Consider the following 15922-nt stretch of genomic DNA (forward strand, 5'->3'; position numbering starts at 1 on the left):
TGTGGAGAACAATGGCTGACGACAGTCCTGTCTTCATCGGCGCAGACGCCTGATACCTTTTCAGGGAGCGTCTGGTGTCGCTGACACGTCAGCTCGACCAACAACAACGAGGAACGGGAACGACATGAAGAAGCTTCTGGGAATTTCCCTGCTGGGTGCAGCACTGATGGCCGGTGGCGCACAGGCCGCCGAGACACTGCGCATCGGCGTCGATGTGCCTTATGAGCCGATGGAATACAAGACACCGGACGGCGAGCTGACCGGCTTCGACATCGAGCTGGGCAATGCCATCTGCGCGAAGATCAACCGCGACTGCGAGTGGGTCATCCAGGCATGGGACGGCATCATCCCCGGCCTGATGGCACGCAAGTACGACGCCATCATGTCCTCGATGACCATCAACGAAGAACGCCGTGAGAAGGTGCTGTTCTCCGACACCTACATCACGCCGCCGTCTGCCTGGTTCGCGCCGTCCGACAGCGCGTTGAGCGCCACCTCCACCGAGGCCCTGGCGGGCAAGGCCATCGGCGTGCAGCGCGGCACCCTGCAGGACAACTACGTCACGGATCTCTACGCCAAGAATGCCGAGGTCAAGCGCTACACCACCGCCGATGACCTGGTGCTGGACATGGATGCGGGTCGCCTCGACATCGCCTTCCTCGACTTCCCGGTCGGCAAGTCCACCCTCATCGATGGCGGCAACGGCAACTACAAGGCCGTGGGGGAAGTGGTCACCGAGCCCAAGAAATACTTCGGCGACGGCTTCGGTATCGCCATGCGCAAGCGTGACAAGGACCTGGCCGAGCAGATCAACGGCGCACTGGCGGAACTGAAGGCCGATGGTACCTACGACACCATCCACACCAAGTACTTCGGCGAGAAGAAGTAAGATCGCCTCCCATGTCATGACGCGCGCGAACTGACAGGCGCAAGTGACACGCAAGACAACACGTCCCGCTGGCATCTGCCGCGGGACTTTTACGTTGAGACAGGGTCATTCCCGACCCAGCCCCTTCATCAGCGCCGCCGGGGAATGAGAGCAAGCCCCCGCCACGCCTGAGCCAGATGCCAAGTCATCGCGTCCCCTTGCACAATTGGTGCAAATTGAGAACCAAAGCAGTGTGGCTGAGAGGGCTTATCCCGTCTGCCCGGCCTCTCTAGGATGCCCAGCATCCCACTCCTGCAACGGTAGCTCCCCCATGTCGAGACATCCTTCACGTCCGGCGCGCCTTTCTCGTATCGCCTCTTCCCTGCTGTTGACCCTTGGCGGTCTCCTTGCGCTCAGCGCCTGCAGTGAAGGCGATGACGAGGCTGCCGCTGGCGCCCAGCCGACACCTCCCACGATGGAAGTCGTCGCGGCCAAGGCTCAGCCGGTCGCGGCCTGGCACACTTACACCACCCGCCTGGAATCTCCGCAGAGCGTACAGCTGCGCCCGCGCGTGAGCGGTGAAATCGAAGAGGTCCTGTTCACCGAAGGCAGTCAGGTGAGCGCCGGCACCCCGCTGGCCCGCCTCGATCAGCGCCCCTTCAAGGCCGAGGTTGATCGTCTGGAAGCCGAGGTGGCTCGCGTCAAGGCAGAACTGGCCAACGCCCGCAGTGAATCCGGACGCGCGGCCAGCCTGGTCAAGCGCAACCTGATCTCCCGCGAGGAAGCCGATTCACGCAGCACCAGCGTCTCCGGTCTCAACGCCCAGCTCAAGGCCGCCATCGCCCAGCTCGAGCGCGCCCGTCTGGATCTCGACTACGCCACGGTGCGTGCCCCGATCGATGGCCGACTGTCCAATGCCCGCATCACGCGCGGCAATACCGTTCAAGCCGGTCAGAGCGTGTTGACCACCCTGGTGGAAACCCGCCAGCTGGACGCCTATATCGACATCAGCGAGCTGACCTGGAATCAGGACTTTGCCGACGTCTCCGCCGAGGATCATCTGCCGGTGGAACTGCAGCTGGCAGGCCAGCAGGACTTCCCGTTCCAGGGCGAGCTCGACTTCATCGACAACAGCGTCGATATCGATACCGGTACCCTGCGCATTGGCGCCACCTTCACCGCAGAGGACCCTGCCCTGCGGCCGGGCGCCTTTGCGCGCCTGCGCATCGCCTCCCCCGAGATTCGCGACGCCGTGCTGATCCCGGAGCGTGCCATCGGCACCGATCTGGATCGTCAGTTCGTGCTGGTGATCGGCGAAGATGACACCCTCGCCTACCGTGGCATCACCACTGGCCCGCGCTTTGGCCCGCTGCGTGCCGTCACCGATGGCCTGGCCGCCGGTGATCGCGTGCTGGCCGCCGGCCCCGCCAAGGCAGGCCCGGGCATGCCGATCACGCCCAAGCTGGTTGAGATGTCCGACAATGGTGCCCTCAAGGCCCTCGCCGAGCGTGTCGCTCGCCTGACGCAACACCAGAAGGATCAGCCGTCGCACGACAAAGATCAGGATGCCGCGGCGCTGGCCGAGGCCGACCGCCAGGCAGCAGGAGGCCGTACGTGAACGTCTCCAGCTTCTTCATCAAGCGCCCGGTCTTCGCCGCGGTGCTGTCGATCCTGATCGTCATCTCGGGGCTGCTGTCACTGTTCCAGCTGCCCATCTCCGAGTATCCAGAAGTCGTGCCACCTACCGTGGTGGTGCGCGCCAACTACCCGGGCGCCAACCCGGAAGTCATCGGTTCGACCGTCGCCACGCCGCTGGAGCAGGAAATCACCGGCGTCGAAGGCATGCTGTACATGGACTCCCAGGCGACCTCCGACGGTAACCTGACCCTGACCGCGACCTTTGCACTGGGTACCGATCTGGACAAGGCCCAGGTGCAGGTGCAGAACCGTGTGGCACGTGCCACGCCACGCCTGCCGCAGGAGGTGCAGCAGCTTGGCATCACCACCGAGAAGGCCTCGCCCAACCTGACGATGGTGGTCCACCTGACCTCTCCGGATGGCCGCTATGACCAGCTGTGGCTATCCAACTACGCGCGCCTGAATCTCAAGGACAACCTCGCCCGTCTCGACGGCGTCGGTGACGTGCGCCTGTTCGGTGCTGGCGAGTATTCCATGCGTGTATGGCTGGACCCGGACGCCGTGGCGGCGCGTGGACTGTCTGCCGGTGACGTGATTAGTGCGCTGCGCGCCCAGAACCAGCAGGTCGCCGCCGGTTCCGTCGGTGCCCAGCCCGCCCCGGATGACAACCAGTTCCAGCGCCTGCTCAATGTGCGCGGACGTCTCGAGAGCACGCAGGAATTCGAGAACATCGTCATCCGTGTCGATGAGGATGGCCGCCTGACGCGCCTGAAGGATGTCGCACGTGTCGAACTGGGTGCCGACAGCTACTCGCTGCGCGCGCAACTCGACGGCAAGGATGCGGTGGCGATGCCGATCTTCCAGCGCCCCGGTTCGAATGCCATCGCGCTGTCGGATGCGGTCCGCGAGCGCATGAGCGAGATGTCCGATGCCTTCCCCGATGGCGTCAGCTACGACATCGTCTACGACCCCACCGTCTTCGTGCGCGGCTCCATCGAGGCGGTCATCGACACCCTGTTCGAGGCCATCCTGCTGGTCGTGATCGTGGTGATCCTGTTCCTGCAGACCTGGCGCGCCTCGATCATCCCGCTGATCGCGGTGCCGGTCTCGCTGATCGGCACCTTCGCGGTCATGCAGCTGATGGGTGTCTCGATCAATACGCTGTCGCTGTTCGGACTGGTACTGGCCATCGGTATCGTGGTCGATGACGCCATCGTGGTGGTGGAGAATGTCGAGCGAAACATCGAGCTGGGCCACTCCCCCATCGAAGCGACCCAGATCGCCATGCGCGAGGTGACCGGCCCGATCATCGCCATCGCGCTGGTGCTGACGGCGGTCTTCGTGCCCACCGCCTTCATCAGCGGCCTGAGCGGCCAGTTCTACAAGCAGTTCGCGCTGACCATCACCATCTCGACGCTGATCTCGGCCTTCAACTCACTGACCCTGTCGCCGGCGCTCTCGGCCCTGCTGCTCAAGCCGCACGGTGCCAAGCCGGACTGGCTGACACGCCTCATCGATGGCCTGTTCGGACGCTGGCTGTTCGCGCCGTTCAACCGGGCCTTCAATGCCATGTCCAACGGCTACACCGGCCTGATCAAGAAGCTGCTGCGCTTCGGTGTCATCGTCGGCGTGATCTATCTGGCCCTGCTCGGCGCCACCGGCAAGCTGTTCGACAGCGTGCCCGGCGGCTTCATCCCGGGACAGGACAAGCAGTATCTGGTCGCGATGGCTCAGCTGCCGGACGCGGCAAGCCTTGATCGCACCACCGAGGTCATCAACGAGATGCAGAAGCTGGCACTCGAGACACCGGGGGTCGCCCATACCGTGGCCTTCCCGGGGCTGTCGGTGAACGGCTTCGTCAATGCCTCCAATTCCGGCATCCTGTTCACGCCGCTGGATGACTTCGAGGATCGCCAGTCGCCCCAGCTCTCCGGCCAGGCGATCGCCGCCGAGCTCAACCGCAAGTTTGCCGGCATCGACGAAGCCTTCGTCGCCGTCTTCCCGCCGCCGCCGATTCTGGGTCTGGGGACCACGGGCGGCTTCAAGTTGCAGCTGCAGGACCGCGGCAACCAGGGCTTCGATCAGCTGTTCGCCGCCGTGCAGACCATCACCGCCAAGGGCAATGCCGACCCGCGCCTGAGCAGCGTCTATTCCAGCTTCCGCATCCAGGTGCCGCAGTACGACATCGATGTGGACCGCGAGCAGGCGATGATCATGGGCGTCCCGGTGGAACGCGCCTTCGAGACCCTGCAGATCTACATGGGCTCGCTGTACGTCAATGACTTCAACCGCTTCGGGCGTACCTATCAGGTACGCGCCCAGGCCGAGCAGTCAGCGCGTCTCGACCCGGATGACATCCGCAATCTCAAGGTGCGCAGCGACAACGGGCGCATGATTCCGCTGGGCAGCTTCGTCAAGGTGACGCCGACCACCGGGCCGGACCGCGTGATGCACTACAACACCTATGTCAGCGCCGACATCAACGGCTCGCCGGCACCGGGTGTCTCCAGTGATCAGGCCAAGGCCGCCATCGAGGAAGTGCTGGCAGCCAATCTACCCCAGGGCATCGGCTACGAGTGGACGGAGGTGACCTACCAGCAGGTGCTGGCCGGCAACACCATGATCTATATCTTCCCGCTGGTGGTGCTGCTGGTGTTCCTGGTGCTGGCTGCCCAGTACGAGAGCTGGTCGCTGCCGCTGGCGATCATCCTGATCGTGCCGATGACGCTGCTGTCGGCACTGGCTGGCGTGTGGCTGACGGGAGGCGACAACAACATCTTCACGCGGATCGGGTTGATCGTGCTGGTGGCGCTGGCCTGCAAGAACGCCATCCTGCTGGTCGAGTTCGCCCGTGAGCAGCAGCATGAAGGTCAGAGTCGCCTGGATGCCGTGCTGACGGCCTGTCGCCTGCGGCTGCGGCCCATCCTGATGACCTCGGTGGCCTTCACCGCCGGCGTGGTGCCGCTGGTACTGGCCACCGGTGCCGGCAGCGAGATGCGCCAGGCGATGGGCGTGGCGGTGTTCTCCGGCATGATCGGCGTCACCGTGTTCGGCCTGTTGCTGACGCCACTGTTCTATGTCGGCATCCGCAGGATGGTCGAGAAGCGTACCTAGAGAAGCCGGGGCTTCACGGACCACACCGCCAGTGCGGCGACGCGAGATGATTCGCCGCACTGGCTTGCCTCGCCGCATCGTCTCGGCACACCGCCGAACCTACATTGTTCAATACTCGGGAGCGGGTAGCATGTACGCCGATACCTTCAATGATCTGGCCCTTGAGGCTGAACTCGAGAACTTCGCGCATCGCTGGTTCTCTCTGCTCAACCGCCTGGCGCCGTCCCTCGAGCTGGCCGAGCTGCTGGGAGACGATGCCGTGATCCAGCTGCTGGATGAGACGCTCACTGGCAGCGAATTCCTGACCAATTGGGAACAGCGCCGTGATGATCTGCTGATCAACAGTCATGCACTGGGCTGGGTACGTGCCCGACGCGAGAGTCTCGACACGGCCACCCTGCGCATGGGCGGCGAGCACCGCGCCGCGCATCACGACGGCAGCGTGCTGCACACGCATTTCGATGCCGAGTGGGTGCTGGATCTGAGCTGGGGTGAGCCACGCATCCAGCGCATCAAGCTGCTGGACGTGCGCACGCTGTAGAATGCGGATGAGCAGACACAAGGACGCCCCGTCACCTGAAGGTGACGGGGCGTCCTTGTGTCTGGCGCGATGGCTTGCCGCCCAACGCTTGCTCAGGCATTTGGGGGTGGGAGACTTCGCCGCCTTTCCGCCAGCATCGCCGGTGTATCGATATCGTCGAGAATGCCGGCATCGCTGACGACCACCTCACGCAAGGCATCACGATGTCGAAGGATCACTTCCCGCGCACCCTCACCGCCCTCAAGCGCTGCCAGCTCACGCCATAGCGTCCGCCCGAACAGCACCGGATGCCCGGGCCTGCCCTTCTCGCCTGTCAGTACCGGCCGCACCACATGCTCCGCACTCGCCTCACGGTGCAAGGCGTGAAAGGTCTGCGGCGTGATCCGCGCCATGTCCGCCAGCCATACCGCCGCCACCTGCACATGCGCCAGGGTGGCGTCCTCACTCAGCTGACGGAAGGCATCGCCGAGACTGGCGCCGAGGCCGTTGCCCGCCTGCGGCGCACGCCAGATTCGCCGGGCATGCTCACGCGCGAAGTCATCTCCCAGCAGTGCGGCGGGATCATCGTCCTCACGCAACAGCAGACGCCAGTCCACCTCACAGGACATGACCTGCGAAAGCGTCGCCATCAACAGTGTCTGGCCATCCGCCAGACAAGCCTGACGCTTGTCACTGCCAAAACGGCGACTCTGACCGGCCGCCATCACCAGAATGATCGTCTCACTCATGTCGGGTCTCACAGACTTTCCCGAGCGCGCCCACGCCGGATGCGCACGATATCGGCCATCACCGCCAGCGCGATCTCGGCCGGTGTCTTGCTGCCCAGATTCAGCCCGATCGGCATCACGATACGCGCAATCTCCTCGGCGCTGAGCCCACCGCTGCGTGCCAGCCGCTCGGCGCGCGCCTGAGAGGTACGCTGCGAGCCCATCACGCCAATGTAGAACGCGGGCTGGCGTACCGCCTCGATCATCGCGAGATCATCAATGCGTGGATCATGGGTCAGCGCCACCACGGCAGTGGCGGCATGGCAGCCCCCCGCCGCGATGAAGCGCGAGGGCAGCTCACGACGCAGGGTGACACCGGCGAGCGGCGTCTTGCGGGCATCCCAGTCCGCCAGCACTTCCTCGCGTGGCTCGCAGATGATCACCTCGAAGCCGAGGCTGACGGCGAAGGCAGCGCAGGCTTCCGCCACCGGCGAGAGTCCCGCCAAGAGCAGACGCGCCACCGGCCCGACCCTGAGCTGATAGCCGTACGCCTCGCCCTCATGGCCCTTGAGTGGCTCGACCCGCTCCCCCAGCCCGCTGTCCTGCTGAAGCGCACGCGCCCCATCCCCCGCCAGCATGACCTGACGCAGACGCGGCGTCTGACCCTCGAGTGCCTCGCGCAGTGCCTTGAGATGCGCGATGTCCGCCTCGCTGGCCGTGAAGCGCTCGACCAGCACGTCCAGCAAGCCACCGCACGGCAAGGCGATCCCCGCGCCCTGATGGCCGCCCTCGCCATAGCGGATCACCTGGGCGCTCGCGGTGAATTCGCCTCCCGCCAGGCGCGCCAGGAAGTCCTCCTCGACACAGCCACCGGACAACGAGCCACGATGCTGGCCATCGGCACGCGCCACCAGCCAGGCACCCGGCTCACGCGGTGAGGAGCCGAAGGTGGACAGCACCGTACACAGCCAGATCGGGCTGTCAGGCCGCGTGCCATCTGACGGCGCCAGCCAGTCGATCGCCTGACAGATCACTTCAAGATCAAGATGTTGCATCAAAAATCTCTCATATCGGAAGCCGGCTCCCAGCCAGAAGACACGAAACCCGCCACCCGGGCATGCCGGAGTGGCGGGTATCAGACGCATTCATCGGTGAGGATCAGGCCTCGCTGAGCGCGGCCTTGAGCGCCGCCGGGCGCATCGGCAGATCACGCAGGCGAACGCCTACGGCATGATGGATGGCATTGGCCACCGCCGGTGCGACCACCGTGGTACCCGGCTCGCCAAGACCGACAGGCATCTCGGTACTGTCAACGAACTCGAGATCCATCTGCGGCACCTGATGCATGCGCAGCGGCTGGTAGGCGCCCAGATTCTGCGCCACCGGGCCACCCTCGCGGTATTCGGTGCCTTCGTGCAGCGCCATCGAGACGCCCCACAAAAGCGAGCCCTCCAGCTGCGCCATGGCGCCATCCGGGTGTGCGAGGGTACCGGCATCGACGACACTGGTCAGCTTCTCGATCTTGACCTCGCCAGTGGCGCGATCGACCTTGACCCGTGCCACGCAGGCCACCCAGGTCGGCATGCTGCGTTCCTGACCGAAGCTCAGCGCCACGCCCATGCCGGTATCTTCCGGCAGGCTGTCACGCTCGCTCCAACCGGACTTCTCCATCACGCGCGTGAGCACGTTGCGCAGACGTTCCGCCCCGCCCGTGCTGACCGGCGCCTTGCCGGCATTGCGGCCTTCGGCGTCCAGCAGCGAGAGGCGGAATTCGGCCGGATCCTGCTCGGCTGCCTGCGCCAGCTCATCGATGTGCTGCTCGACCGCCCATAGCGTCCAGCCCGGTGCGACGGAGCGCAGATACCCCGGCACGAAGGCCTCATGAGCGACCTCGTTCTGCTGCGCCCAGACACGCTGGGTGCCGACGTTGTACCAGTGGTCCGCGCCACTGATGGAGAAGGAATCCAGCTTGCCACCGCCTTCCACGGCTTCGGCGAGGAAGCTCGGCATCAGCGCGGCAGTCGGCCAGCCTGCCGCGGCGGCGTGCTCGGAGGCCACGACACGGCCATCGGCATCCAGACCGGAACGCACACGCTGCACCGAGGGCGAGCGCACGCAATCGAAACGGCTATCGTCCGGGCGCGTGAAGATCATCTTGACCGGACGTCCCACGGCCTTGGCCGCCAGTGCCGCCGGCACGGCGTAGTCACCGTGGAGACGACGCCCGAAGCCACCGCCCAGATACAGCTGGTGGTGAGTGATCTTGCCATCCCCGACGTCCAGCGCCTTGGCGACGAGGGGAATCAGCAATGACTGCTGCTGGTTGCCACAGTGGACATGCCAATGCCCCTCCTCCTCATAGGCCAGTGCATTGGCCGGCTCCAGAGTGAAGTGCAGCACGCTTGAGGTGGTGAAGGTGGACTCCACCGTGGTCGCCGCACCTTCGATCAGCGCGGAAGGGTCACCCTGATCCACCATCAGCGAGCCATTGTCACGACTCGGGGCGCTGACCAGTCGCTGGCCTTCTGCCTGGATCGCCGCCTCATCGACGTGATAGCTGTCGCCCTTGCTCCATTCCACCTTGAGCAGGTCGGTGGCACGCATGGCCGCCGAGAAGTTGTCGGCGATGACCGCAAGCCACCCCTGACACATGCCGGACGGATCCTTGAGCTCAATGGTCTGGCGATAGCCGATGACCTTCTGGGCTTCGCTGTCATCCACGGCCGTGACCTTGCAGCCGAAGCGACTCGGCGGCAACACCGGGCGCGCATGCAGCGTCTTGCCGACACGGGCTTCCACCTCGGCAGGCAGGGTGTAATCGATGCCGTAGACCGCCTGACCGTTGGTCTTGGCCGGCACGTCCAGCGCATTGCCCTTGGTGCCGAGCACGCGGCGCTCGGAGGCCGGCTTGAGCTCGATGGCCGCCAGCTCATCTTCCGTGAAGCTGCGCTCAAGGCCTGCCGCGACGATCTCGCCATAGCCCAGTGACTGATCGCCACTGATGACACGGCCCTTGCGCGCCTTGCAGCTCTCGACGGACACGCCCATCTGTCTGGCGCCCGCTTCGATCAACGCGATACGCCCGGCAGCCCCCGCCTGCGACAGCGGCTGGTAGCTGTGATTCACCGACCAGCTGCCGCCGGTGATCATGTAGCCCCACTTGGGATCGCTGTCGACGTAGACGATCTCGACGGAGGCCAGATCGGCCTCGAGCTCCTCGATGACCAGACGCGCCAGGCTGGTGGCGACGTGCTGTCCCATCTCGGCCTTGGTGATATGGATGGTGATGGTGCCGTCAGTGCCGATGGCATACCACATGGTCGGCTCGAAGGCGCCGGCGGACAGCGTCTCGCTGGCAGAGCGGCCGTCATCGGCGCCGCTAGCCAGGGCTGCGCCGGAGACCCCGAACGCCAGCATCGCGGAACCCGCGACACTGCCGATCAAAAAACCACGCCGCGTGATGCCGTGCTGGCTCGAGGGGTGACAAGTGGCTGCCTGAGCGCGCTGATGCCGGCCCAGCGTATCTTCAAACCTTGCCATGAGATGTCTCCTCGGCAGCAGAATGGCTCACGGCATCTGCCGTGGCACGCGGATCGAATGTGCCGACACCGGCAGTCGCGGCGGTGGCCTCGGTCTGCTGGCCCATCACCTGCGCCGTGTCGCGCTCACTGGCGATCGCGGCGGCACGCTTCACCGCACGATGGATACGCACGTACGCCATGCAACGACACAGGTTGCCCGCCATGGCGGCAGTGACCTGCTCATCGGTGGGGTTCGGTGTGTGCTTGAGGAAGTCAGCGGCCTGCATGATCTGGCCGGACTGGCAGTAACCGCACTGCGGCACCTGCTCCTCGACCCAGGCTTGCTGTAGCGGGTGGTCATCGTTCTCGGCCAGCCCCTCGATGGTGACGATGTCACCACCCTCGGCGGCCAGTACCGGCAGGACACAGGTGCGCGCCGCGGTGCCGTTCAGGTGCACGGTGCAGGCGCCGCACTGGGCGATTCCGCAACCGAACTTGGTACCGGTCAGGCCCAGGTGTTCACGCAGCACCCAAAGCAACGGGGTTTGCGGATCGACCTCGAGACTGACGGCCTTGCCGTTCAGAGTGAAGTTGGCCAAGGGGCTTCTCCTCAGGAGCATGAAGCAGGGGGACAGGGTTCGGACAACGCGTGCAGGGTGTCGCGGCCAGCCATGGCGTCATCTGACTGACGTGGCGTGGGTTCGGCGTCAGGGACCGACCCCAGGCTTTGAGGCCTGGCACGATTCGAATCGGTGAATTCTACAGGTCACGATTCGGCACCACGGTGCCAAAAAGGAAACAGTGTGATGTCACTGGGCTCATCATGGCCATGCAGATGCTGTCTCGCATGCCACACAGTATAGCGTTTCACGCCTTGTCATCGGCAGATGTTTGCATGACATCGGTCCGCCTCGGGACTGGGCCGGTAGCGGTCGAGAATGATGGCGGCGCACCGGAGCGAGGACTCCCGCGAAGCCATGTGACTGCCTGGTATGGACGAGAGTGTCGCAGACGCGTCTGACAGTGGCGTATCCGGCATCTGTACTTTTATGAGAATAAAGTGAAATGTAGCGAGAGTCCTCATGGAGGATGTTCCGCCCATGGCCAGCACCGGGCGCAGGGACCGCAAGAACTGCAAGAACTGCAAGAACTGCAAGAACAACGACAATAACGATTCCCGGCATGAGGATCTGACATGCAACTCAACTGGAAGGCGGCGATCGCGCTGGCAGCGCTGATACTCGCCATCAATACCGGCGCGCGCCAGGCGATGGGCTTCATGCTGCCACCGATGGCCAGCGAGCTTGCCTGGGGCATGGGCAGCCTGTCATTTGCCCTCGCCATCCAGAATCTGGTCTTCGGGCTGGCCGCGCCCATCGCCAGCAAGCTGTCGGATCGCTTCGGCACGCTCAGCGTCTTCCTGGTCGGCAGCCTGTGCTATGCGGTCGGCATGGGCGTCACCGCCCTCTGGCCGACTCCGACGGTGTGGATGCTGGGCGCCGGCGTGCTGGCCGGCATCGGTATCGGGGCGACCACCTTCCCGCTGGTGCTGGCCGCCGTCACGCGCGTGGTTCCCCTCCAGCATCGTGGCATCGGCCTGGGCATCGCCTCGGCCGGCGGCTCCTTCGGGCAGCTAGTCTACTCGGTCGCGACCCCGATGCTGGTGCTGATCGACTGGAAGATCGCCATGCTGGCGCTCGGCGCCAGCTGTCTGCTGCTGATTCCCATGGCCCTGCCCTTGCTGCGTCGCCCGCCGGCCGGCAGTGAAACACAGGCAGAGGATGTCCCGAGCCAGGGCCCGCTGCTGCAGGACCGGCGCTTTCTGGCGCTGGCCGGCGGCTTCTTCGTCTGCGGCGTGCACGTCGCCTTCATCGCCACCCACCTGCCCAATTTCGTGGTCGCCTGCGGTCTGCCCCTGAACGTGGCCGGCAACACGCTGGCGATCATCGGCGCGCTCAATATCGCCGGCACCATCCTGTTCGGTGCCTGGGGCGGCCGCCGTCACCCGCCGCAGCTGTTGATGCTGATCTATCTGTGCCGCGCCGCACTAGTGATGGCGATGGTGGTCATCCCGCCCAGCAGCATGCTGCTCTACGCCTTCGGCGCGATCATGGGCGTGCTGTGGCTGTCGACGGTGCCACTGACCAGCCAGGCCGTCGCGCTCTACTTCGGCCAGAAGCGTCAGGCCTTCGTGTTCGGCATGGTGCTGGCCGCGCATCAGGTCGGCGCCTTCCTGGGGGCCTGGGGCGGTGGTGTGGTCTATCAGCTGACCGGCAGCTACGACCTGCTGTGGATCGCCAGCGGCATCTTCGGTCTGCTGGCCGCGCTCGTGCACTGGCCGGTGCGCCGCGAGCCCAAGCGCATGGTGCAGCCACAACTGGCCTGAGTCGCGCCACGGCATCTGATTCTCAAATGTCAGACCACACCTCCACAACGACACAGCCCCCATCGGCGAACCCGATGGGGGCTGTGTCGTATGGGCTCGGGCCAGGCGATCAACGCTGGAAGGCGTAGACATTGCCGACCTTCAACAGCCGCGTCAGCTCATCCAGCGCCGCCAGTGTCTCCTCGGCCAGCTGCGGGTCGGCGAGATCCGCCGGCGTCAGGCTGTCACGATAGTGACGCTTGACCCAGTCACCCAGCTCGCCGTGCAGCTGATCCGTCATCATCACACGCCCGGACAGCGCGGCGCGCTCGGCGTCACTCAGTACCACGCGCAGACGCAGGCAGGCCGGGCCACCGCCATTGCGCATGCTCTGCTTGACGTCCTTGACCAGCACTTCCCCGATCGGGTTCGGGCCGGCCAGAATCGCATTCTGCAGCGCATTCCATACCGCCTCGTTCTCCTGACACTCGCCCGGCACCACCAGCGTCATGCTGCCATCGTCATTGGAGAGCAACTGCGAGTTGAAGAGGTAGGAGGAGACGGCATCCTCGAGGCTGACGGCTTCCAGCGGCACGCGGATCGGGATCAGCGGTGTGGACAGTTTCGCGCGAATTTCGTTGAGCACCGCCTCCTCATCGCGGAAGGCCAGCTCGTGATAGAACAGCACCGGGCCATTGCCCACCGCGATGACATCGTTGTGGAAGACACCGGCATCGATGGCCTCCGGATGCTGCTGGGCGAACACCACCTGATCCTCGCTCAGGCCATGCTGACGCGCGACGGCCTGACTGGCTTCCAGTGTCTGACGCGCCGGATAGCGACGCGGTTCGACGCCGTCACCGCCGAAGGCCTGACGGCCATAGACGTAGAGATGCACGCCCGGCCCGCCGTGGCCATCACACAGCCGCGTATGATTGGCCGCACCTTCATCGGAGAAGGCCGGCGTCGCGGGCAGCGCAGGATGATGCGCGAAATGGGCATCGTCGGCGAAGATGGCACCGAGGATGCGTCCGGTGGTCGCGGGCTCCAGGTAGCGGTGGAAACTGGATTGCAGGTTGGCCGGCGTGAAGTGCACGCGGCCATCACCGCTGTCGCGCGAGGGCGTGACGGTGGCGGCGTTCGCCGTCCACATGCTGGAGGCGGAACACACCGCGCGCAGAAGCTGCGGTGCCTGCTCGCTGGCCGCCTTCAACACCTGGGCATTGCTGCCGGTGAAGCCGAGATCACGCAGTGCGCCAAGGTCCGGGCGCTGCTGCGGCAGCAGAATCCCCTGTGCATAACCCAGATCCGCCAGCGACTTCATCTTGTCGAGGCCCTGCAACGCGGCTTCGCGCGGGTTGGAGGCCAGCCCGCCGTGACGCATCGAGGCCACGTTGCCATGCGCCAGACCGGCGTAGTTGTGGGTCGGGCCGACCAGGCCATCGAAATTGATCTCTTGATACGGAGTATCGGACATGAAGGTCTCCTGCCACGACGCCTTGGCACCTCAGGGAGCAGGCACGGCGAGCGTCGTGGTCAACAATGGGTAAGCGGCAGCGGTGCCCGAACGGACGGCCTTACAGACGGATACCGGCCGGCAGGGTCGCGGGCAGCGCCAGCGCCTCGGCTTCCATCGAGGCGACCGGATAGCTGACATAGTCGGCCGCGTAATAGGCGCTGGGACGGTGGTTGCCGCTGTCGCCGATGCCACCGAAGGGCGCGTCGCCGGAGGCGCCGGTGGTCTGGCGGTTCCAGTTGACGATGCCGGCGCGAATGCGCAGCAGGAAGTCGTCCCAGTCAGCACGCTCACCGCCGATCAGCCCGGCCGAGAGACCGTAGCGGGTGTCATTGGCCAGCGCGATGGCCTCGTCCCAGTCGGTGTAGCGATGGATCTTGAGCAGCGGACCGAAGAATTCCTCGTCCTCGAGCGCAAGGCCGGTGACATCGATCAGCGCCGGGCTGAGCAGACTGGTGCCCTCTTCAAGCTGCTGCATGCGCACGAGGACATTGCCGCCCAGCGCTTCGAGATCATCCTGCGCCTTGAGCAGGCCCTCGGCCGCCGCGACACTGGCCAAGCCGCCATAGAAGGGCGCGTCCTGCTCGAACTGCCCCGCCACGCGCAACTCGCGCAGCGCCGTGGCCAGCGCCTCGATCAGACGATCACCGACCTCGCCCTGCGGCACCATCAGGCGGCGCGCACAGGTGCAGCGCTGACCGCCCGAGGCGAAGGCCGACTGGATGATCGCCAGCACCGCGGCGGTTTCATCCTGCACATCACGCACCACCAGCGGATTGTTGCCGCCCAGTTCCAGCGCCAGCAGCTTGCCGACCTGACCGGCGAACTGACGGTGAAGCAGCTTGCCGACCTTGGCACTGCCGGTGAACAGCAGCCCATCGATGCCCTCGGACTGGGACAGGGCCTGACCGACGTCCGCCGCGCCCTGCACCAGATTGATCACGCCGGCCGGCAGGCCCGCGGCCTCCCAGCATTGCAGGGTGAGATCGGCGGTGGCCGGAGTCAGCTCGGAGGGCTTGAACACGCAGGCATTGCCCGCCAGCAGCGCCGGTACCATGTGGCCGTTGGGCAGGTGCCCCGGGAAGTTGTAGGGGCCAAAGACGGCCATCACACCATGCGGGCGGTGGCGCAGGACCGCCTGGGTGCCCGCGACATCCTTGGCGCGCTCGCCGGTACGCTCGTGATAGGCCTTCACCGAGATCGCGATCTTGCCGATCATCGCGCCGACCTCGGTACGCGCTTCCCACAGCGGCTTGCCGGTTTCACTGGCGATGCAGATCGCCAGCGCTTCACGATGCTGCTCCAGCTGATCGCGGAAACGCTCCACCACCGCCAGACGTGCCTCGAAGCCCAGACGCGCCCAGGTCGGGAATGCCTGACGCGCTGCCGCGACGGCCTGCTCGACCTGCTCGGCAGTGGCCGAGGCGCCCTGCCACAGGCGTGCCTGGGAGACGGGGTCGGTCTTGGTGAAGGATTCGGCCTCCCCCGCTTGCCACGCGCCGTCGATGAAGAGCTGTTGACGCACGTTGAGTGTGGCGGGAGTCGGAGTCGTAGTGGTCATGGCATGCCTCATCGAAAGGGCGCGCCGCGTAAGCGACGCTGAACAAGGAGATAACGGGGCAGTTGGCGATCTGCCCCGCTGATGGCAAAAG

Annotated in this window: 11 protein-coding genes; 5 read left to right on the forward strand and 6 right to left on the reverse strand. The window is 65.3% G+C overall.

The window, feature by feature from the left end; all coding sequences use genetic code 11:
* Positions 1-124: 124 nt before the first annotated feature.
* The 4 genes from BOH68_RS14465 (at position 125) to BOH68_RS14480 (ending at position 6161) form a co-directional block, all read left to right on the forward strand.
* Positions 125-889 (forward strand): transporter substrate-binding domain-containing protein, encoded by a 765-nt coding sequence (locus tag BOH68_RS14465; protein WP_077378307.1) that lies wholly within the window; start codon positions 125-127, stop codon positions 887-889.
* A 310-nt stretch (positions 890-1199) separates the two neighbouring features.
* The gene (locus BOH68_RS14470; protein ID WP_077378304.1) at positions 1200-2486 is read left to right on the forward strand and encodes an efflux RND transporter periplasmic adaptor subunit; all 1287 of its coding nucleotides are present in this window, start codon (positions 1200-1202) and stop codon (positions 2484-2486) included.
* Complete coding sequence (locus BOH68_RS14475) at positions 2483-5620, forward strand: efflux RND transporter permease subunit (protein WP_077378301.1); 3138 nt, start codon at positions 2483-2485, stop codon at positions 5618-5620. Before BOH68_RS14470 ends, BOH68_RS14475 begins: the two co-directional genes overlap by 4 nt.
* A gap of 130 nt (positions 5621-5750) precedes the next feature.
* Positions 5751-6161: a hypothetical protein gene (locus tag BOH68_RS14480; RefSeq protein ID WP_077378298.1), complete on the forward strand. Its 411-nt coding sequence runs from the start codon at positions 5751-5753 to the stop codon at positions 6159-6161.
* A gap of 92 nt (positions 6162-6253) precedes the next feature.
* Here BOH68_RS14480 and BOH68_RS14485 read toward each other — a convergent pair whose 3' ends face one another.
* From BOH68_RS14485 to BOH68_RS14500, 4 genes are all read right to left on the reverse strand, one after another.
* Entirely contained in the window at positions 6254-6889 is a 636-nt protein-coding gene (locus tag BOH68_RS14485; RefSeq protein WP_077378295.1) for a nucleotidyltransferase family protein, read from the reverse strand.
* Positions 6890-6897: 8 nt separating this feature from the next.
* On the reverse strand, positions 6898-7923 hold the full coding sequence (locus BOH68_RS14490; RefSeq protein ID WP_077378292.1) for an XdhC family protein: 1026 nt from the start codon (positions 7921-7923) through the stop codon (positions 6898-6900).
* Between the two features lie 103 nt (positions 7924-8026).
* Entirely contained in the window at positions 8027-10408 is a 2382-nt protein-coding gene (locus BOH68_RS14495) for a xanthine dehydrogenase family protein molybdopterin-binding subunit (RefSeq protein ID WP_077378289.1), read from the reverse strand.
* On the reverse strand, positions 10395-10988 hold the full coding sequence (locus tag BOH68_RS14500; protein WP_103751465.1) for a (2Fe-2S)-binding protein: 594 nt from the start codon (positions 10986-10988) through the stop codon (positions 10395-10397). The genes BOH68_RS14495 and BOH68_RS14500 overlap by 14 nt, the downstream gene beginning before the upstream one ends.
* Before the next feature lie 596 nt (positions 10989-11584).
* On the opposite strand from BOH68_RS14500, the gene BOH68_RS14505 reads away from it, so the two are divergent.
* Positions 11585-12775, forward strand: coding sequence for an MFS transporter (locus tag BOH68_RS14505; RefSeq protein ID WP_077378283.1), 1191 nt, complete (start codon positions 11585-11587; stop codon positions 12773-12775).
* A gap of 109 nt (positions 12776-12884) precedes the next feature.
* Here BOH68_RS14505 and astB read toward each other — a convergent pair whose 3' ends face one another.
* Together astB and astD are read right to left on the reverse strand one after the other, a co-directional pair.
* Positions 12885-14231: an N-succinylarginine dihydrolase gene (gene astB, locus BOH68_RS14510; protein ID WP_077378280.1), complete on the reverse strand. Its 1347-nt coding sequence runs from the start codon at positions 14229-14231 to the stop codon at positions 12885-12887.
* Positions 14232-14331: 100 nt separating this feature from the next.
* Complete coding sequence (gene astD / locus BOH68_RS14515) at positions 14332-15831, reverse strand: succinylglutamate-semialdehyde dehydrogenase (protein ID WP_077378277.1); 1500 nt, start codon at positions 15829-15831, stop codon at positions 14332-14334.
* Between the last annotated feature and the right edge of the window lie 91 nt (positions 15832-15922).

Source organism: Cobetia sp. MM1IDA2H-1 (genome assembly GCF_002916775.2).
In the GTDB taxonomy this organism is placed as follows: domain Bacteria; phylum Pseudomonadota; class Gammaproteobacteria; order Pseudomonadales; family Halomonadaceae; genus Cobetia; species Cobetia marina.

Coding starts and splice junctions, on each gene's coding strand:
- BOH68_RS14495 (WP_077378289.1), bottom strand. CDS start 10,408: ATGGCAAGGTTTGAAGATACGCTGGGCCGGCATCAGCGCGCTCAGGCA.
- BOH68_RS14465 (WP_077378307.1), top strand. CDS start 125: ATGAAGAAGCTTCTGGGAATTTCCCTGCTGGGTGCAGCACTGATGGCC.
- BOH68_RS14480 (WP_077378298.1), top strand. CDS start 5,751: ATGTACGCCGATACCTTCAATGATCTGGCCCTTGAGGCTGAACTCGAG.
- astD (WP_077378277.1), bottom strand. CDS start 15,831: ATGACCACTACGACTCCGACTCCCGCCACACTCAACGTGCGTCAACAG.
- astB (WP_077378280.1), bottom strand. CDS start 14,231: ATGTCCGATACTCCGTATCAAGAGATCAATTTCGATGGCCTGGTCGGC.
- BOH68_RS14505 (WP_077378283.1), top strand. CDS start 11,585: ATGCAACTCAACTGGAAGGCGGCGATCGCGCTGGCAGCGCTGATACTC.
- BOH68_RS14470 (WP_077378304.1), top strand. CDS start 1,200: ATGTCGAGACATCCTTCACGTCCGGCGCGCCTTTCTCGTATCGCCTCT.
- BOH68_RS14485 (WP_077378295.1), bottom strand. CDS start 6,889: ATGAGTGAGACGATCATTCTGGTGATGGCGGCCGGTCAGAGTCGCCGT.
- BOH68_RS14490 (WP_077378292.1), bottom strand. CDS start 7,923: ATGCAACATCTTGATCTTGAAGTGATCTGTCAGGCGATCGACTGGCTG.